Annotated in this window: 13 protein-coding genes; 5 read left to right on the top strand and 8 right to left on the bottom strand. The window is 44.9% G+C overall.

The window, feature by feature from the left end; all coding sequences use genetic code 11:
• Positions 1-56: 56 nt before the first annotated feature.
• Genes epsE through QUA33_RS19230 form a run of 3 tightly spaced genes read right to left on the bottom strand, consistent with a single transcriptional unit; the run spans position 57 to position 3,700 of the window.
• Complete coding sequence (gene epsE / locus QUA33_RS19240; protein ID WP_333150312.1) at positions 57-1,301, bottom strand: exopolysaccharide biosynthesis GT4 family glycosyltransferase EpsE; 1,245 nt, start codon at positions 1,299-1,301, stop codon at positions 57-59.
• A 49-nt stretch (positions 1,302-1,350) separates the two neighbouring features.
• Positions 1,351-2,640, bottom strand: a complete 1,290-nt coding sequence (locus tag QUA33_RS19235) for a glycosyltransferase family 4 protein (protein ID WP_333150310.1) — start codon at positions 2,638-2,640, stop codon at positions 1,351-1,353.
• A 46-nt stretch (positions 2,641-2,686) separates the two neighbouring features.
• Positions 2,687-3,700: a glycosyltransferase gene (locus QUA33_RS19230; RefSeq protein WP_333150308.1), complete on the bottom strand. Its 1,014-nt coding sequence runs from the start codon at positions 3,698-3,700 to the stop codon at positions 2,687-2,689.
• Positions 3,701-3,882: 182 nt separating this feature from the next.
• On the opposite strand from QUA33_RS19230, the gene QUA33_RS19225 reads away from it, so the two are divergent.
• Positions 3,883-5,010: a glycosyltransferase family 4 protein gene (locus QUA33_RS19225; RefSeq protein ID WP_333150307.1), complete on the top strand. Its 1,128-nt coding sequence runs from the start codon at positions 3,883-3,885 to the stop codon at positions 5,008-5,010.
• A gap of 213 nt (positions 5,011-5,223) precedes the next feature.
• Here QUA33_RS19225 and QUA33_RS19220 read toward each other — a convergent pair whose 3' ends face one another.
• The 4 genes from QUA33_RS19220 to QUA33_RS19205 form a co-directional block, all read right to left on the bottom strand.
• Entirely contained in the window at positions 5,224-5,739 is a 516-nt protein-coding gene (locus tag QUA33_RS19220) for a serine acetyltransferase (protein ID WP_333150305.1), read from the bottom strand.
• A gap of 137 nt (positions 5,740-5,876) precedes the next feature.
• Positions 5,877-6,458 carry a serine acetyltransferase gene (locus QUA33_RS19215; RefSeq protein ID WP_333150303.1) on the bottom strand — a complete coding sequence of 194 codons (582 nt, stop codon included), beginning with the start codon at positions 6,456-6,458 and terminating at the stop codon, positions 5,877-5,879.
• Positions 6,459-6,653: 195 nt separating this feature from the next.
• A complete protein-coding gene (locus tag QUA33_RS19210; protein WP_333150301.1) occupies positions 6,654-7,664 on the bottom strand; it encodes a glycosyltransferase family 2 protein in 1,011 nt (336 codons plus the stop codon).
• Between the two features lie 142 nt (positions 7,665-7,806).
• The gene (locus QUA33_RS19205; RefSeq protein WP_333098360.1) at positions 7,807-8,724 is read right to left on the bottom strand and encodes a histone deacetylase; all 918 of its coding nucleotides are present in this window, start codon (positions 8,722-8,724) and stop codon (positions 7,807-7,809) included.
• A gap of 77 nt (positions 8,725-8,801) precedes the next feature.
• Here QUA33_RS19205 and QUA33_RS19200 point away from each other — a divergent pair, with 77 nt between their 5' ends.
• From QUA33_RS19200 to QUA33_RS19185, 4 genes are all read left to right on the top strand, one after another.
• On the top strand, positions 8,802-9,311 hold the full coding sequence (locus tag QUA33_RS19200) for a hypothetical protein (RefSeq protein WP_333150299.1): 510 nt from the start codon (positions 8,802-8,804) through the stop codon (positions 9,309-9,311).
• A gap of 774 nt (positions 9,312-10,085) precedes the next feature.
• Positions 10,086-14,786, top strand: a complete 4,701-nt coding sequence (locus QUA33_RS19195; RefSeq protein WP_333150297.1) for a response regulator — start codon at positions 10,086-10,088, stop codon at positions 14,784-14,786.
• The gene (locus QUA33_RS19190) at positions 14,752-16,779 is read left to right on the top strand and encodes an adenylate/guanylate cyclase domain-containing protein (RefSeq protein ID WP_333150323.1); all 2,028 of its coding nucleotides are present in this window, start codon (positions 14,752-14,754) and stop codon (positions 16,777-16,779) included. The genes QUA33_RS19195 and QUA33_RS19190 overlap by 35 nt, the downstream gene beginning before the upstream one ends.
• A gap of 243 nt (positions 16,780-17,022) precedes the next feature.
• Positions 17,023-17,913 carry an alpha/beta fold hydrolase gene (locus QUA33_RS19185; protein ID WP_333150295.1) on the top strand — a complete coding sequence of 297 codons (891 nt, stop codon included), beginning with the start codon at positions 17,023-17,025 and terminating at the stop codon, positions 17,911-17,913.
• Between the two features lie 561 nt (positions 17,914-18,474).
• On the opposite strand, the gene QUA33_RS19180 is transcribed toward QUA33_RS19185, so the two are convergent.
• Complete coding sequence (locus tag QUA33_RS19180; protein ID WP_333150291.1) at positions 18,475-19,356, bottom strand: Cof-type HAD-IIB family hydrolase; 882 nt, start codon at positions 19,354-19,356, stop codon at positions 18,475-18,477.
• Between the last annotated feature and the right edge of the window lie 295 nt (positions 19,357-19,651).

Raw genomic sequence — 19,651 nt, 5'->3', positions numbered from 1 at the left:
GTATGGGAATCAACTAGATTTATGTACTCTGGGATTAAATTTCTTCTTTGGAATCACTAAGACGGGTTAGTTATTCCCAGTTTTTCCAAGCACTGAGCTAAAGTTTCTGCACTGCGCCCGTGGCTAAATTTGGCGATGATTTTTTTCCGAGCTTCCTGACTGATACTCAGAGCAAGTTCTGGATTTTGGAGGAGATTGGCGATCGCATCTGCCATTTCTTCGGGTTTTTCTGATTGGACTAATACAGCATCCACGCCGTCATCTACTAGCTCAGAAGTTCCGCCTACATTAGTAACTACCGCCGGAACCTCCATCGCCATTGCTTCCATCACAGCAACCGGAACTCCTTCATTCAAACTTGCCAAAGCGAAAATGTGAGCTGCTTCTAGACCTTGGCGAATTGCCTGTTCCGAAACAGCCCCAAGTAGCTCCACGCATTCGGACATCGATTTATCTTCAATCATTTTTTGTAGCTCTTGGTGATATCCGCTGCCCCCTTGTTCATCCTCGCCTGCAATTTGCAGCCTCACGTCAAATCCCCGATTTCGCAGCAATTCTACCGCCTCAACCAAGTATTTGTGACCTTTCACCGGGTTGAGGCGACCGCAAGCAAAAATCTTGCACGGACTTCCTTCTTGCCAAGGCGTGTAAGGGCTGCTGCGTTTAATTTCTGCAAAATTAACTCCCATTGGAGCAACAGCTAATTGTTTGGGAAGAAAGTTCGCTAATTTATTTTTGACATCATTGAGAAGCAGTTGAGATATCACGATCGCAAAAGCAGCATTTTTCCATTTTTGTTCCTGATTTGACCCGTACACTTCTAGAGTAGGTCCGTGAAGAGTCATACTGTAAGTACAGCCTGTAAGAATTGAGTTAAATAAGGCTATATTGGCGGCATTGGCACAGGAATGAACGTGGATGTGAGACCAACCTTTTGTTTTTGTTAACCCTGCTAGTTTGCCAGCCACAAAAATCCATGCCAAGAGTCGCACCTTTTCAGATAAGGATGTGCCACTCGCTTTGGCAATAACTGCAAGGCATTGCCACCATGCACCGGGACCAGCTTTGAGAAGCTCTAGGAATGAGTTAATAAAATCTTTCGCAGCAAAGGGAAATAGATAAACAGTATTTTTTTGAGCTTCTTCTGCCCATACGTGAGAAGCGATCGCTCTGGGGGGCGGTTGAGTTGATACTAAATCTGTTTCAATTCCCAGATCTGCAAGAAATTGTCGCTCCCGCCACAAAAATATGTGTGTTTGGCCTGGAAATTGTGGAATAAAGTATCCAATTTTTGCCTTCATTTCGTACCTGCTTTCTATTTTTTAACTAAACAATACCGTTCTACTATGTCTATGCACTAACACTTTTCTCACCGAGCATTTTTTCGTAAATCTCGACGATTTTTATGGCTTTGCTTTCCCACGCAAATTCTCTGGCTTTTTCGATCGCCTTAGCTGACATACGTTCCCGCAGACGATCGTCTTCGACCAACAGCTTAATTTTACTTGTCAACTCCTGGGTGAGATACTCTCTAGAAATCGGCTCTATCTTAAAACCAGTTTCTTCATTCACGTATTCACCAATACCGCCATTATTGGCAACGATGCAGGGAAGCCCGCAAGCCATAGCTTCCATTACCACTGCGCCGCCGAACTCTCGGATCGAAGGGAAGCAAAAAATATCTGCTTTCCTGTAATAATCCAGAGTTTCTTGTTGATTTACCCATCCCGCAAAGCTGATTATTTCCCCTAAATTAAGTTCCTTCACTCTGTTTTCCAAGTTATTTCTTTCTGAACCCTCTCCTACTATGGTTAAGCGTATTTTATTTTGAATTGCCTCCTCTAATTTCCCGATAGACTCAATGACAATATCGGCGCATTTGTAAGGAACTAATCGACCCACAAAAAGCAAATTGATCTGGCTGACATCTTTGTCAAGGATATTTGTCGGATTTAAAAATTTCTCCGAAATGCCATTTTCGTAGAACAAAGCAATTCTTTGATCGGGGATTGCAAACAAATCCTTGAGCATATTTAAAGTATAGGTTGAACCTGCTAAGATTTTGTCTGCTTTTTTGTAAGTTTCTACATAACCTGGAATTAATGCTCGACCAACTGCTCTCAAAAAGTTGAATTGAGCAAATTCTTGTCTGGCAGTTTCTTGAAAACCTGGTGGAAAGGGAATGCCCCCATTCACAGGTCCTAGAATAAAAGGAGTCTGCTGGCACACACTGACTACCTTAAACGGATACCGCGGCATCATCGGGGTAATTGCATGAACTATGTCATAATCTCCGTTGAGGATTTTTCCTTTAAATTTTTGATATACTTGTTGATTGAATTCTTCATAAATTGGGTAACTCAATGCATTATAAAGAGGCCAATTTACGCGCCCGTTGGCGGTAATTTTTTCAACTATCTTATAATATTGTTTGGTTAACTTTCCTTCCTCAAGGTAGAATATTTTTTCGTATTCTGGATGTTTTTCAAGAGCTGGTTTATTTCTAATATGGGTAACGAGTGTTGCATCAACTAAATTGTTTATTTGTTGAAAAAAGTTGTAGCCCACCAAAGGTACTGATGCCCAGTCAGGATTGCACTGCTCTACAATTAGTAAAACTTTTAATTTTTGATCGCTCATTTGTTTACTACTCAGGGGTGGACTTTCTGGGATGTTAGCTGTAATTCTAGCTGGCTGAATTAATAGACTTGGTGGTTTTGTATTCGATTAGCTTGCTCTGCTGCCCCAGCAATCGGCGCTGGTGAAACTGGATTTGACCTTGTAGCTGGGGAAATTTTGCTAATACACATGACAAAGCGTAGATGGCTGCCTCTTTAGTTGTGAGGTACCGATGCTTTATATAATAGTTATAGGTGCGATAGGTTGCTAAGGGGTAGCCACTCAATAGTAACAAGCTCCAGCCTTTTGTCGGCCATGTCATTGCCAAGCCTAGGGCTGGCAAGACTAAGCCCCAAAACCATGTGCTGCGCGTTTCTTTGACCCAATGGCGCTCTGGTTCGCTGCCGTGGAGCCAGGAGCCTTCGGCATAGGCGTAACCCGCTCTTTGAGCCCGCTTCCACCACTGTGCGAAACTCGTCATTTGCGCGTCGTGCAGGGTCATTTCTGCGTCTAAGCGAAGGATTTTCCAACCTTTTTGGCGCAGCCGCAAGCACAGTTCGGGTTCTTCGCCGGCTATTAGTGTGGGATTGAAACCTTCGACTTGCTCAAATGCTGCTACGCGCATCAGGGAGTCGCCACCGCAGGCTTTGGTTTCGCCGATGGGCGTATCCCACTCGATGTCGCACAATTGGTTGTAGATGCTTGCCTCGGGGTATCGCTCACGCCTGCGCCCGCAGACTGCTGCTACGTCTGGTTTGGCTACGAGTTCGCTGTAGGCTCGATCGATCCATCCATCAACTACTTCGCAGTCACCGTCCACAAATTGAACAAATTCGATGTCTGGCCCTAGTTCCAGCAAGCGGGCAAAGCCTTCGTTTCTGGCACGTGCTGCGGTAAACGGTATAGATAAGTCTAGTTCTACTGTATCGGCTCCGATCGATCGGGCTAACTCTAGGCTACCGTCTGTTGAGCCGGAATCGACATAGACGACGCGGGCAACTCTGCCTGTGGCGGAGACTAGGCATTGGCGGAGGCGCTGCCCTTCATTTCGTCCGATCGCCACTAATCCCATTTGTTTCAACCTTTACCTCTTGAATTCGACTCGCGAGTTGCTATTTTAATATTTTAGTGACACTTAAGGTAAGTTTACAATATCTTTATATTGTTAACTTACCTTAATCTGCGGTTTTTGGTGTTAAACTGTCTCTAACCTATTCTGTATTAAGAGCCACACAGATCATGTTAAGTAGAGCTTAGTTAACAATGCTAAATTTAAGTTCTTTCTTCGCACTTTACTGTACGAACCTGGGAGCCAGCCATACATTTTTTTCACTCTGCGAACAGTGGAACAACCCTGACTTTAAAGTCCGCATGGTTGTTCCGAATTGCGATCCGTCATGTCGCAGACCGAATCTTGTAGAAGCTGTACCCAGATACCTCAAATGGCTGTATTACCGCAGCGCTGACGGGCCTAGAGATTTTACAGAAAAGCGTTTCCTCAGAGATATCAAGGATTTTGATGCAATTTACTTGTGGCCTAACACTTCGATCGAAACCTTTAGGAAAGTGAAGCAGCAGAGCAAACCCATTTTTTTGGAGCGGATCAACTGCTATACAAAGCAGGCAAAATCTATTATGGATGATGCTTACAGCCGCTTGGGAATCGCTCCCCAACACCAAATTACTGCTGGTATGATTCAGCAAGAGGATGAAGAAATTAGTTTGGCTGATTTCATTTTTTGTCCGAGCCCCGATGTGAAAAAATCTTTTATGGGAGCGGGAGTTCCCGAACATAAACTGATCCTTACCAGTTATGGGTGGTCTCCCAAGCGCTTCCCGCCTTTTGTGAGCGACAAGCCAGTATCAGACACGATTACTGTTATCTTTGCGGGCAGCGTTTGCGTCAGAAAAGGAGCTCATTTACTGTTGCGGGCTTGGGAAAAAGCAGGAATTAAAGGCAGACTACTGCTTTGCGGAAGTATGGAGCCAGCAATTGCTGAAACTTGCAGCAGCATTTTAGCACGCTCAGATGTAATTCATAGGGATTACACTAGCGATATTGCCCTTGCTTATCGCGAAGCTGACTTTTTTGCCTTTCCCAGTTTGGAAGAAGGCAGCCCGCTCGTTACTTATGAAGCGATGGCTAACGGTTTGCCAGTTTTAACTTCACCTATGGGAGCAGGTGGCGTTGTCCGAGATGGCAAAGATGGCATAATTGTTTCGCCTTATGATGAAGAAGCGCTAGTGACAGGCTTGCAACAGTTAGCTGGTTGTGCCGATTTGCGGCTTCGGATGAGTAAATCTGCCCGCGAGCGGGCACAGGAATTTACGTGGGAAAAAGTGGCACGGCGGCGCGCTGAGTTGGTACTCGAAAAATTGAAACCAGGTTGAAAAGTGAGGGAGAAAACTTGAGCTTTTGGACGCTCCCGCGACTGAAAGCCACGGGTTTTTTATTTAATTTTAAATCCCAAATTCTAGCTGTTCGCAATTAATCCAATTTCTTTCAAGTTTTACCTCTTGAAAGCAACTACTGAGTAGTTCGTTTTATATTTTAATAAAAGTCCAGCTAATTTCATAATTTTTCTGCGACTTCTAGAAATTTTTTCAGACTTCCTGGGGTTTTTTTTCGATGATTTTTGCGGGAATTCCCACTGCGGTTGCACCCGGTGGCACATCACAAATCACCACAGCATTAGCACCAATCAAAGCATGATCGCCGATCGTTACGGAGCGAATAATTTTAGCTCCTGCACCAATATCGACATGACCGCCGATTTTGACATCAGCAACAATTGTCACCTGCTGAAGAATCAGACAGTTAGGGCCAATGGAAGCACTGGGATGAATGACAACGCCATTAGGATGAGTCAGCAGCAGTCCTCCTTGTATTTGGCAGTTCAAAGGGATGTCTGTTGCAGTGACAACGCTCCAAAATCGATGCTGGATCACGTTCCAACGGCATAAAATATATCCTCCAATTCCACCCTGCTGCTGCCACTTTTGATAGTTGCGGATAGATTTGAGCAGTTGGCGACTGGGTTCCCACCACTTGCTAAGTTTTTCGCGGCTCCAGTCTGGTTCTGTAGCAGAAATGATTGACTTAGTGATTGACTCAACCATTGTTTGTGCAATTTTTTGATGATGTAGACAATTGTGCCTATTTGTGCAGTTTATCTTAAGATGAATCTCTAACTTGGCTAGGGAGATTTATTGAATCTCCGCAGAGTTATAGCATAAGCCATAAGGAAGAAAATGATTTAAGCGTTGTTTTCAGCAGGCCGGGATTTGATAATTTTGGCAGGGATACCAACGGCAGTTTGACCGGCTGGAATATCTGATAAAACTACAGCATTGGCACCGATATTTACGTCGTCTCCTAGGTTGACCTTGCCGAGAATTTTTGCACCAGCGCCGACGTTAACCCGATCGCCCAATTGAGGGGATTCTAGCGGTTTGTCCAAATAGCGGTTTCCCAAAGTTACACCTTGGCGGATAATGCAGTCGTCGCCGATCGTACAATATCCGTGAATAATAATAGCGTTTTGATGTTCGATCACCACGCGACGACCGAGCTTCACAGTGTAAGGCAAGTCTATCCCGTAACTATTGCGGACTTTTCGGTAGAGCGATCGATAAATAATGCTCAAAGGTGCCCGAAGTAATTTCGGTTCTATTTGCATTCTCCAGACGCCAAAACGCTGCACTGCTACGGCGCGAAATCCCGGTTTTGTCCAATCTCGACCGTGAGCAATCCAGTCTTCTTTAATTTGCTGCCACAGTCCCAAGCCGGGGTCTTCTACTTGATTTTCACTGGTGATTAAGTTTTGCTCAGTGACCATAAGCTCTAATTCACACTATTTTTTGTTTACTCTATTGCTAGATGCCGACGATATTAATGGGTCTATCAGGTTTTTGAGGAAAAAGCAATCCGGTTTTATCGATCGATAATACTAATTTCTCGGCTGCATCATAAAATATTTTGCTTGCCTAAGTTAACCTGGTTTAGTTGGCTTTGACCGATTTACCAACTCCCTTTAAAAGTTTTTGGATTTTTCAATCTTACCCCCCTTAAAAAATACACTATTTAATACAAAATCCCTCAGCATTTGTGGTGGATCGCCATCGGGTTTGCCTTGAAGTACGCGGCGCACCCTCCAGGCTGCAAAACCCGAAGCCCAGGATACATCAGTTAAGGCTGTGTAAACCAAGCCGTAGTTTTTGATAAAGTACCTGCGCCGGGAATCAAACCAATAGGTGGGCAGCCTCTTGGCGGGCTTTTTGGTGTCAGTGACGCCTGAGCTTTGCCCGACTAAGTGGACAACGCGACTTTCGGGTACGTACCAGCAACTCCAGCCAGCTTTGTTCGCTTGCATACAAAAGTCCATTTCTTCGCAGTACATGAAATAAGCTTCATCCATCAAGCCAATCTTTTCAAATACTTCGCGACGGACGATCATGCTGGCTCCAGCTACCCAATCAGTTTGACAGGTTTCTTGGGAAATGGGAGGCGCTGCGGCCCAGTTGGCTAATAACTTGGATATAAAGCCTGTCCGCCAACCAAAATCGAGTTCGGTGAAAATGTTGTGAAACCGAAAAGCTGACTCCTGGGGGGTGCCGTCGGGGTCTTCTAAACGGCTGCCGGCGATGCCGGCTTCCGGATGAGTGTCCATGAAATCGACGAGGGCTTTTAAGGCACCGGGGCGAACTATGGTGTCGGGGTTGAGCAGCAGGAAGTAAGGAGGAGGATTGGTGGATTGGAGGGCGGGACGGATCAGGGCGTTGTTGCCGAAGGCAAATCCGCCGTTGCGGTTTAGGGGAACGAAGGATGCCCATTCATTCCAGCCTTCTGAGGCGATCGCACTACTAATTTCTTCAACGGAGCGATCGCCTGAAGCATTGTCGCCAACTACAACTCGCATACCGGGCAGCGATTGAACTTCGCTAACTAGAGAGCGCAAGCAGTCAATTGTCAAACTAGAGGTTCGGTAGTTAACAATGACAACCAGCAGTGGATAGGGGTGATTGGACTCGCTGGCCTTCGACATAAGTACCGTTGTTTGTTTAACAACTTTTTAGCTCAAGTTGTACCCATCTGGCAAGCTGGAGCGATCGCTAATAGTATTTTTATTTGTTTGGGTGAGGGAGACTGTTTTTTCGGCCATATTTCGGAAATCTGGCCACTCTCGATCAAAGTCGATACTGCCTGTAGGCTTGACTGGCGGCTCGGTGCAGGAGCGAATGCCGGTAAACTAACCCCTTAGCGTCATCGGAATAGCCCCCGCCAATCACGCAGGCAACGGGATAGCCACCAGCCAAACACGCCATCAAAACTTGCATTTCCCGGCGAAATAAGCCCGTATCAGTTAAAGCTAATTTTCCCAGTTTGTCACCGTGATGAGGGTCTACTCCAGCATCGTACAAAACTAAATCAGGCTTGACACTTGAGAGCAAATCTGGTAAAAATTTATCCAATGTTTGTAAATATTCGTCGTCCTCCATACCGGCAGGCAAAGGTACATCTAAATCGCCCTTTTGTTTAGTGCCGGGAAAATTAACTTCGCAGTGCATCGAGAAAGTAAAAACGCTGCTGTCATCTTGGAATATTACAGCGGTTCCGTCTCCTTGGTGGACATCTAAATCGACAATTAAAACTTTGCGAACTAAACCATTTTTTTGCAAGACGCGAGAGGCGATCGCCAAATCATTAAAAATACAAAAACCCGACCCAAAAGCCGGGAAGGCGTGATGAGTTCCGCCCGCAGTATTGCAAGCCAAACCGCAGTCTAAAGCGAGCTTGGCAGTTAGTACAGTTCCTGCAACCGCAGTGCAAGTGCGATTAGCAAGGGCGCGACTCCAAGGCAGACCAATTCGCCGAGTCGCTTTGTTATCGAGCGTCCCGTTGCAGTAAGCTTGAACATACGAGTGGTCGTGGACTAATTCAATCCATTCTTGAGGGGGAAGTTCGGGAGCGTGAAATTGCGATTCCTCTGCTACCCCGTCCGCGAGCAGCATCTGGTAAAGCATCCGAAACTTGGCCATCGGGAAGCGGTGATTCGGTGGCAGAGGTGCAATGTAATCTTCGTGGTAAATAATTGGTAAGTCCATTAAAATTATTGTATAACGAATGAATCTCCAATTGAAAGCCTGCAATCTCAAATTTAAATTCGCTGGAGAACCTGTATATGCAACAACTAAAAACAGTCTGGCAGTCCGGTAGCAGCCACCCCGAAAATGCTGACAATCTCCATAATATCAGTGAGTGGTGGGGAAACCTCAACGGTAAAGAAATTAGCTGGGTAGAGCGACTGATTCCGCAAATCGGCGGCCTGAGCGAAATTCACTGGCACCCCCAGCGTTTTGACGAAACATTTGTGATAGTCAATCCCGAAATTCGAGAGGAAACTCTCTATTGGTACAAGCCCGATTCTCCAGTCCAACGTAACAACACTGTTGACAAACTAGAACTTGACAACTTGCAACAGCAATTGTACATCTATCCTCAGTTGGAAGCAGAACTTGTAATTCGCGTTGGAATTTCCGAAGTTAAATATCAAACACTTGAATTAAATAATCCAGAAATCGCCTTGGGCGAAGATAATATGCTGCTGTTATGGGAGGCTGACCAAGAACTAGAAATTAAAATTTACTTTAGTCAGGAAAATTTTGCTAAACTTAAGGAATTGCTGGCATAGAAAAGACCTAGAAAAGAGTTTGTTTCGTAGGCTTTGGAGGCGAGTGGATGAATCTATAGCAATCCTTGCAGGAGTCGTAAATTTTTACCCTACCCGCAACCCTCTCCGAACCCGATCGGGAGTAAGAAATTAACAAATAATTGAGGATTGCTATATACTCTTAGTTACCTAGTAAATATCTTAAGGCTGATGGGCGGGTGGGTCAAAACCGAGGTTTTTCACCGCTAGACTTTGTTGCAGCGACAAGAGTAAAAAAAACGGTTTCTTCGCCTCGCAGTATGTCCAGGTGTGTATCTCTGCTAAAACCCTTTGAATGTGTTAACAGAATATCCATAAACTTGCGTTATCCTCCTGGGAGTTTTAATGCTAAGGTCAAGTAAAAAACTGTTTTGGGCGTATCAACCGGGTTCTACGAAAATATTTTGTCCCAGCCATTGAACAAAAATAAAAAACCCGGTTGCTTTGATTTGGAGTGCCTCAGCGAGGATTGTTGTTCTGCAAAGTTAATTAGGATATCAAATAATGGGATTTGTTTGGGCAATAAGATATGGTTAAATACGGTTAATTTGAGGAGAAACCTTAAGACAAGCAACCAATTAGCTTAAAAAATAGAATGTGCGTTAGTTGATTAGTTAATATCTAAAATTAATCCTCTATTTGCGGATTTTTAAAATGTTTAAAAGAATAATTATATGATGATGGAAGTAATCGCTAAATTCATTAAATCATCAATCTGCTGCTTGCACTAAAAAATTCACAATAATCGGACAAAAGATGATATTTGACAAAGAAACTATTCACATTTTAATTATTGACGATCAGCCCCACAACCTGCGTTTTATGTCAAACATATTGACGAAAGAAGGATATAAAGTTCAGCGGGCGATTTCGGGAGAAATGGCGGTCAATGCTAATTTTACTGTTCTCCCCGACTTAATTTTGCTAGATATTGCTATGCCCAAAATGAACGGATATGAAGTCTGTACTCGACTGAAATCCAACGAGAGAACGAGGGAAATCCCGGTTATTTTCTTGAGTGTTTTTGATGAAACTTTTCACAAAGTCAAAGCTTTTGAAGTCGGCGGTGTTGACTACATTACTAAGCCTTTTCAAGTGGAAGAAGTTTTAGTGCGTATCGAAAGTCAATTGACTATACAACAGTTATCAAAACAATTAAAACAGCAGAATGCTCAACTGCAACAAGAGGTAGAATTTCGCAAGCGGACAGAAGAATCACTCCGGGAAAGCAAAGCGCGGTTGCAGAAATTGGCGGTCAATATACCGGGAGTTCTTTATCAATTTATAAAGAACTCCCAGGGGAGTTTCAAGTTTGAATATATTAGTTATGCTTGTCGAGAGGTTTACGAATTAGAGAGTGAGGAACTATTAAAAAATCCTTACTTGTGCTTCGATCAAAATTATCCAGATGACCAAGAATATCTAGTCAAACAAATTACTACTAGCGCCCAAAATTTAGAACCTTTTGCCTGTGAATGGCGGATTATTACACCGTCGGGTAAACTCAAATGGCTGCAATCTAATTCTCGGCCAGAAATGCGCGATAATGGCGATATTGTTTGGTATGGGGTACTTTATGATATCAGCGATCGCAAGCACGCAGAAATAGAAATTGCTGGAGCTAAAGCTGCTTTAGAGCGGCAAGTTCAGCGAGAATTGCTGATTGCAAAAATAACTCAAGAAATTCGCTCAAGCTTGCAGCCAGAACAAATATTTCAAATAGCTGCAACTCAAATCGGTCTGGCATTCTGCGTCAATCGCTGTTTGATTCATACTTACGTTACTACTCCCCAAGTCACTATTCCTCTGGCGGCCGAGTATCTAGAACCCGATTGCGAATCTATTCGGAACGTACCTGTTCCAATTTGGGGCAATCCTCACGTCATACAAATGATGATACAAGATCGGGCGATCGCCTCCAACAATGTTTATTCAGACCCTCTGTTGAAAGCTGTTCAACCTATTTGCCAGAAGGTTGGGTTAAAATCGATGTTGGCAATTCGCACTTCCTACCAAGGCAGGGCAAACGGCGCTATCGGTTTGCACCAGTGCGATCGTTACCGGGAATGGACTTCCGAGGAAATCGACTTATTAGAAGCTGTGGCGGCTCAAGTAGGGCTCGCTATCGCTCAAGCCAAACTGATCGAACGAGAAAAAAACCGAATTCAGCAGCTCGATCGGCAAAATAAAGTGCTGCAAGCAGAAATTCGCACCCGCGTCCGCGCCGAGCAAGCTCTGCAAGAATCTGAAACTGAATTGCGGGCGATTTTTGCGGCCATGACTGACACAGTTTTAGTGAGAAATGCAGAAGGGCGCTGTATCAAAATCGCTCCGACAGCATCAACAAATTTGGTGAAACCTCCCAGCGAAATGATTAACAAAACCGCCCATGAAGTCTTGCCGGAACCTGTAGCAGATTTAGTATTAAATGCCATCCAACAAGCTCTAAAAACCAAGCAAAGCATCAATGTAGAATATAGCTTTAAAGTCGGAGATCGTGAAGTTTGCCTCGACGCTAAAGTTTCTCCGCTTACTCCAGATTCAGTAATTATCGTAGCCAGAGATATTAGCGTTCGCAAACAAACAGAATCCGCACTCAGAGAGAGCCAGCACTTCATTCAAGCGATCGCCGATTCCAATCCCAACCTATTGTACGTTTACGATGTAATTGAACAGCGGAATGTTTATACCAACCGACAAATTTCGACGCTACTCGGATACACAGCCCAAGAAATACAAGATATGGGTACAGCAATGATGCCAATTCTGCTCCACTCCGACGACTTGCCAAAGTTTTTTGACAGCATCCAAAAAGTAGATGAAGCCAAAGACGGTGAGATCATTGAATGTCAATACCGCATGAAACACAAAAACGGTGAATGGCGGTGGATGCACAGTTGGGATACAGTATTTCTCAGAACAGCCGATGGTAAACCCAAACAAATTCTCGGCACTGCTAATGACATCACTGACCGTAAATTAGCCGAAGAGAAACTGCTAGCATCGCAGCAAAGAATCTCGTTTTTATTGCAGCAAACACCCATCGCAATTATCGAGTTAAACCTCAATTTAGAAATTATCACTTGGAATCCCGCAGCCGTGGCTATTTTTGGCTACAGTGAGCAAGAAGCGATCGGTCGAGTCGCCTCGGATTTGATCTTACCTGAAAGCTACCACCCGCAATTATCTGATATTTTCAATCATGACTTGAATGCCAAATCCAGCGGCACTACCGAAAATCTGACCAAAGACGGCAGAATTATCATCTGCGAGTGGTACAATACTCACCTAATTGACGATAACGGTACAGCGATCGGCATTGCTTTAATGGCTGTAGATATTACCGAACGCAAGCAGGCAGAAACCGAACTGCAAGAAAGTGCTTTACGACAAAGGGCGATCGCCCGCATTATTGAAAGAATGCGGCAAACTTTAGATATCCGAGAAATTTTTCACGCTACAACCAGAGAATTGCGCCAAACCATGAAGTGCGATCGAGTCGCTATTTACCGTTTCAATCCAGACTGGAGTGGCGAATTTGTAGCTGAATCCCTTGACCGCAAGTGGGTTTCTTTCATCCAAGCACAAGATACCGATTCTAACCTTACTGAAGGCGCTTTAGATAGTGAACTTTGCCTCGTCCAAAAATTAGATAGTATCTCACCAGAAGTCCACGATACCTATTTGCAACAAACCCAAGGCGGAGCATACAGCAGAGGAAAGACTTACCTTTGTGTCCCAGATATTTACAAGCAAGGTTTCGATAATTGTTACATCCAATTGCTAGAAAAATTTCAAGCTAAATCCTACATTATTGTACCAATATTTTCCGGCAAAAAGCTCTGGGGATTACTAGCATCCTATCAAAATTCGGCTCCCCGCCAGTGGAGTGAAGCTGAAATCAACGTTGCAGTTGATGTTGGTACTCAACTAGGAGTAGCATTACAGCAAGCGGAATTGCTCGCCCGCACTCAAAGGCAGTCGATGGAACTGATTAAATCCAAAGAAAACGCCGAAGTTGCCAACCGCGCCAAAAGCCAATTTCTAGCTTCCATGAGCCACGAACTCCGCACACCCCTCAACGCCATTCTCGGTTTTTCCCAAGTCATGGCGCGCAATAGTTCTATCACAGAAGAACAAAAAGAATACATAGAAATTATTAACCGCAGTGGCGAACATTTGCTAGAACTCATCAATGATGTTTTGTCAATGTCCAAAATAGAAGCAGGTCAAATTACCATCAACCCCAGCCGCTTCAATCTCTACAACCTTCTCAACAGTCTCAAAGAAATGCTGCAACTAAAAGCCAACTCCAAAGGTTTGCACCTTATCTTTGAAAATGCCGAGGATTTGCCGCAGTACATTCAAACAGACGAAGCTAAATTGCGGCAAGTTTTAATTAACCTACTCGGCAATGCGATTAAATTTACTCAGCAGGGAACCGTTACTTTGCGCGTCAGCAGCCAAGCTAAACAAGACGCCACCGAAGAAAACAAATCCCAATTGTATTTTGAAATTGCCGACACGGGCCCCGGCATTTCTCCCTCAGAAATTGCCACATTATTTAAGCCATTTTTACAAACCGAAACGGGTCGAAAATCCATGCAGGGAACTGGTCTGGGGTTGCCCATCAGCCAACAGTTTGTCCAAATTATGGGAGGTGATATTGCTGTTGAAAGTAAACTAGACCAAGGCACAATTTTCAGTTTTAATATCTGGGTAAACCTAGTAACAGAAAGTGATGAACAAGAAAAACCGCCGATTAAACAAGTTATTTCTTTAGAAGCGGGACAAGAAATTTATCGGATATTAATAGTTGAAGATGTAGCGGAAAATCGCCAACTGCTGCTTAAGCTGCTGATACCCCTGGGATTTGAAGTTATGGAAGCAATTAACGGGCAAGAAGCAATTGCTTTGCATTCAACTTGGAAGCCGCACTTGATATTAATGGATATGCTGATGCCTGTGATGGATGGGTATGAAGCGACAAGACAGATCAAGAAAACTATAGAAGGTAAAGAAACAATAATTATTGCTTTGACTGCCAGTGCTTTTGACGAGCAGCGACAAATAATTTTGTCGGCAGGTTGTAACGATTTGATATGTAAACCGTTTCGGGAAGAGGTACTCTTTGAAAAGATAGCGCATCACCTCAACCTGCGTTATATTTATGAGAAAGAAAACTTATCTACTTCTTTTTCAACACCGACGCTGCTTAAAAGTTTGACCACCGAGGATTTGAGTGTAATGCCCACAGACTGGGTGGTCGAGCTGCACCGAGCAGCACTTTGTGTAGACGACAACCGCATCCTCGAACTGATCGAGGAAATTCCCGAAACTGAGGCAAATCTCGCTAACGCTTTAACAGATTTAGTCGATAATTTTCGGATAGATATCATTATCGATTTAACTCAATTATATGATGATGAACGACCATCGATTACCAGCGACTCCTAAAGACATTCTGATCGTTGACGATATGCCGGATAATTTGCGACTTTTATCCACTATGCTGACATCTTACGGGTATCATGTCAGGAAGGCTATTAACGGACACTTGGCTCTGCAAGGAGCACAAATATCTCCTCCGGATCTAATTTTACTAGATATTAATATGCCGCAAATGAACGGGTATGAAGTTTGCGAGCAGTTAAAGTTAAGCGAAAAAACTAAAGATATTCCGGTAATTTTTATTAGTGCGCTAGATGACGTGCTGGAAAAAGTTAAAGCTTTTCAAGTAGGAGGAGTGGATTATATTACTAAACCGTTTCAAGTAGAAGAAGTCTTAGCCCGCGTCCAAAACCAACTTTCCCTTCGTTCGCTGCAATCCAAACTGCAACTGCAAGCTAGGGAACTGCACGATCGCAATTCTAGATTGCAGGAAGAAATCGCAGAACGGCAGCGGGCTGAAGAATCAATCCGGTTTTTGCTGGAAACTACGCGGGCGATCGGCGAAGCTGTAGACTTTCACTCAGCTTTAGAAGTAATTTTGCACCAAGTTGGGGAAACAATCGGATGGGATGTAGGAGAAGCTTGGATTCCCGATGCAGAAGCAACTGTGCTGCAATCTGCCAGGGGCTGGTATGCCAGCAACGCGAGGATGGATGCGTTCCGCAAGCAAAGCGAACAACTGACATTTGCCATGAATATAGGGCTGCCGGGACGAGTTTGGGCATCCAAGCAACCGGAATGGGTAGAAGATATTTCCAAGGGCTACCCGCATTTTCTCCGAAGTAAAATAGCACTAGAACTCGGATTCAAAGCTGGTTTTGGCGTGCCGATTTTGGTAGGCAATGAAGTATTGGCAGTGCTAGTTTTCTTTAAAATTTCGTCTGCTGGGAAAGACGCACGATTTATAGACGTTTTTAATGCTGTCGGCACTCAATTAGGTTCTTTGATTCAGCGCAAACAAGCAGAAGAATTGCTGCGTATTGCTCAAGAAAAATATCACAGCATTGTAGAAAATGCGATGGAAGGCATTTTTCAAAGCACGCCTTCAGGAGGCTATCTCAGCGCTAATCCAGCTTTAGCAAAATTGTACGGTTACGACTCGCCAGAAGAACTGATGTCCGAGATTAAAAATATTGCTCAGCAACTTTACGTTGACCCAGAACGCCGCCTCGAATTTGTGGCTGCCATGGATGCTGAAAATGCCGTTTCGGGATTTGAATCTATGGTATGTCGGAAAGACGGGCGCCGGATTTGGGTGTCAGAAAATGTTCGGGCTGTTCGAGATTCCAAAGGTGAGCTGCTCTACTATGAGGGTACTGTTTCTGACATTACAGAGCGCAAATTAGCGCAAGAAGCGCTAAAAGTTCAACAAGAGCAAAGCGAGAAGTTGCTGTTAAATATTTTACCCAAACCAATCGCAGAACGCTTGAAGGCAGAGCAAAGCACGATTGCCGACAGTTTTGCCCAAGTAAGCGTTTTATTTGCTGATATTGTTGGCTTTACTGAGTTGTCTGCTAGAATGTCTCCCACCGAGTTGGTCAAGCGCTTGAACGTAATTTTTTCGCACTTCGACCAGTTAGCTGAAAAGTACGGTGTGGAGAAAATTAAGACTATTGGCGATGCTTACATGGTAGTCGGGGGATTGCCTACGCCGAGACAGGATCACGCCGAGGCGATCGCCCAAATGGCCCTGGGAATGCAGGCAAAAATAGCAAAGTTGTGCGCCGAGACAGGGGAAAAACTTGCAATTCGGGTTGGCATCAATTCCGGGCCGGTGGTTGCGGGAGTAATTGGTGTGAGCAAGTTTACGTATGATTTGTGGGGAGATACGGTGAATGTGGCGGCGAGGATGGAAGCTACGGGTTTTGCAGGCAGCATTCAAGTTACTGATGTTACTTATGAGCTTTTGAAAGATAAGTATTTGTTTGAGAGGCGAGGCGTGATTCCGGTAAAAGGTAAGGGGGATATGATGACTTATTGGTTGCTAGGAAAAAAGTAAAAATTCGGAATAGGGAAGAAAGAAGTTCGGCAACGAGCACTGTACAAGATGTAACGGATGTCAGTCGGAAGAAGGAAGAAGGAAAAAGGGGTAGAAAGAAGGAAGTATGTTTATTTATTTAACCTGATATCTTCCATCCTTCTCAAGAGTTGAATGTTTGTGTGCGGCGTTGCTCCGGCGCCGCCCGTAGAGGGATTGTGCTGCTATGATGAAAGAAGTTAATGAAAATTTACATTTAGAGCCGTGACAGCACAACAGCTAGTATCTGCAACAAGTTTTGAAAAGCTAATTTGGACTTGGAAAGGTCACAAAATCCAATATACCGTCCAAGGAACCGGCCGCCCTCTGATCTTGATTCACGGATTTGGCGCTTCGATCGGACATTGGCGGCAAAATATCCCCGTACTCGCAGCCGGCGGCTATCGCGTATTTGCTCTGGACTTGCTGGGATTCGGTGCTTCTGCCAAACCAGCCCTAGATTACACTCTGGAATTGTGGGAAGAATTGCTGACTGATTTCTGGGCGGATCTGGTACAGGAACCGGCGGTATTTGTCGGGAATTCGATCGGCGCTTTGCTGAGTTTGATGGTAGTCGCCAACCATCCAGAAATATCAGCAGGCGGTGTCTTAATCAACTGTGCCGGCGGGCTCAACCACCGGCCGGACGAACTCAATTTCCCGCTGCGAGTAGTGATGGGGACTTTTACTAAATTAGTTCGATCGCCCCTGATCGGCCCCTTTGTCTTCAACAACATCCGCCAAAAACACCGCATCCGCAACACCCTGCGCCAAGTCTACGGGAACCGCGAAGCCATCACCGACGAACTCGTAGAACTCCTGCACGCCCCCTCCTGCGAGCCCGGAGCTCAACAAGTGTTTGCCTCGATTCTCACAGCCCCAGCAGGCCCTCAACCGTCAGAATTGCTGCCAAAGGTCGATCGTCCGTTATTGGTACTTTGGGGCGCAGACGACCCCTGGACGCCCATCGCCGGCAGCCAGATTTATCAACAATTGGCCGCCAACGATAAACCAGTGAAATTTGTTTCAATTCCCAACACAGGCCACTGTCCCCACGACGAGCGGCCGAGTGAAGTCAACGCTCTGATTTTGGACTGGCTGCAGGAAGTGAAGTAAAATTTTTTCTGCTTGAGGCAACCCTTGGGCGATCGAGTCAAACCCTTGCAGTGCAAAAGTTTTGCCTCACTCCACCGCACCGACCACCCGGCAGCAGCCGACTCAAAAAACAATTTTTGGAAAAAGTATTGACACAATTTACTGAGTCAGCTATATTGATGGACGTGTGAGGAGCGAACCAGTAAGAGCACCGAGACGAAACACGGCCAGTCGTCGGTGCTCTTTCTGTTGGAACCCATTTTTAAGAATTTGAAATTATCTCTAAATTCACATCCAGAAGATCTGTAAGCCCGCCCCGCCTTCTTCATTTCTTCCTTTGCGTTCTTAGCGTCTTCGCAGTTCGTTAAATAAATATTCGGATATTGCAAACAAAGTAATTGACTTGACTTAATCTCAAAAAATCAGAAATTGTGGATTTTTTTTTGAATCAAAACTTGATTGCATAGAACTCAAAACTAGACAGTTATATAATAATAAAGTGTCGCGGGGTCGGGGCGAGTTGATATACATTTTTTTCCAAATGTGGCTAAACCCGCCCCTGCGGTATTCGTGCTACAAATATCAACGATCGCCCAAAACAAATTGTTCGATCGCAGCAGCCACCCCATCTTCCTCCACATCCGGCGCCACCCAATCAGCAGCAGCCTTCACGCCATCAGGAGCATTGCCCATAGCCACGCCCACGCCCGCGTAGGCAATCATTTCTACATCATTAAAATTGTCGCCGATCGCCATCACGTTCGCCGCCTGCAAACCCAAAAGTTCCTCCGCTAAATACTGCACCGCATCTCCCTTATTCGCCAAAGGATGCGTAGCTTCAAAAAAAGTAGCAACGGATCGAGTCAAATAAAGCTCCGCAGGCGTGTAGCGCTGCCGCATACTGCTGAGCAAGCCGTCGAGTACCCCAGGATTCTCGCACAAAGCCAAAACTTTCGTCGGTTCCCCCGGAAGATCTCGCCGCAAATCTTTAATTACCATTGGTTCAATGCCCGATCGTTCGGCATAAATTCGGGTAGCTGCGGTAATTTCCGGCACGTAAAGTTGATCCTCAATGTAGAAATGGATCGAAAGGAGCGGTCGCAACTGCGGTTCTTCAAAATGATCTAACAGTTGCAGAGCAGTTTGTTTCGACAGCGGCAAGTGCCGCAGCCGTTTTTGAGTAGCGCGATCTTGAATCCACGCGCCCTGGTAGCAAATCAGCGGCAAGGTTGAGCCGATGTCGCGGTGAAAACGCAAAGCTGAGCGGTACATCCTGCCCGTAGCGACGGCCACTTTCACTCCCCGCGACTCGGCAGCCAAAATTGCCTGCTTGACAGGTTCTCGGATGGTATTTGACAAACCTGCGATCGTGCCGTCTATATCCACTACCAGCAATTGAATGTCTGCGGTGCCAAAAGCGCGATCGGTCGCATTAGCTGGATTTGAGGCAGTTATATTCTGCATGATTTTTTTAGATTTTAGCTGTTGATTTGCACGCACCCGTTTATTTTGGCACTGGCGGGATAGCAAAGTGCGACTTCTGATTTTTTGAAGACTAAAATATAGATAACTAAATAAGCGACAAAAAAAGTATCTAGGGGGGCCCTTTAGGGATGTATTTAGCTAAGGTATATAATAGTAGCGAGTTTACTGCCGTAAAAACCGCACTCGACCGGGGATGTGTATTTTAACTTACTTAATAATACTTGTGGTCAACAACAAGAATGCAACTGTAGGTCAGAGCTAAAGCATTCTGTCA

This window comes from Microcoleus sp. Pol14D4 (assembly GCF_036701245.1).
GTDB lineage: Bacteria > Cyanobacteriota > Cyanobacteriia > Cyanobacteriales > Microcoleaceae > Microcoleus.
This window is presented reverse-complemented; position numbering and strand designations above follow the sequence as displayed.

Coding starts and splice junctions, on each gene's coding strand:
- epsE (WP_333150312.1), bottom strand. CDS start 1,301: ATGAAGGCAAAAATTGGATACTTTATTCCACAATTTCCAGGCCAAACA.
- QUA33_RS19235 (WP_333150310.1), bottom strand. CDS start 2,640: ATGAGCGATCAAAAATTAAAAGTTTTACTAATTGTAGAGCAGTGCAAT.
- QUA33_RS19225 (WP_333150307.1), top strand. CDS start 3,883: ATGCTAAATTTAAGTTCTTTCTTCGCACTTTACTGTACGAACCTGGGA.
- QUA33_RS19220 (WP_333150305.1), bottom strand. CDS start 5,739: ATGGTTGAGTCAATCACTAAGTCAATCATTTCTGCTACAGAACCAGAC.
- QUA33_RS19215 (WP_333150303.1), bottom strand. CDS start 6,458: ATGGTCACTGAGCAAAACTTAATCACCAGTGAAAATCAAGTAGAAGAC.
- QUA33_RS19210 (WP_333150301.1), bottom strand. CDS start 7,664: ATGTCGAAGGCCAGCGAGTCCAATCACCCCTATCCACTGCTGGTTGTC.
- QUA33_RS19205 (WP_333098360.1), bottom strand. CDS start 8,724: ATGGACTTACCAATTATTTACCACGAAGATTACATTGCACCTCTGCCA.
- QUA33_RS19200 (WP_333150299.1), top strand. CDS start 8,802: ATGCAACAACTAAAAACAGTCTGGCAGTCCGGTAGCAGCCACCCCGAA.
- QUA33_RS19195 (WP_333150297.1), top strand. CDS start 10,086: ATGATATTTGACAAAGAAACTATTCACATTTTAATTATTGACGATCAG.
- QUA33_RS19190 (WP_333150323.1), top strand. CDS start 14,752: ATGATGAACGACCATCGATTACCAGCGACTCCTAAAGACATTCTGATC.
- QUA33_RS19180 (WP_333150291.1), bottom strand. CDS start 19,356: ATGCAGAATATAACTGCCTCAAATCCAGCTAATGCGACCGATCGCGCT.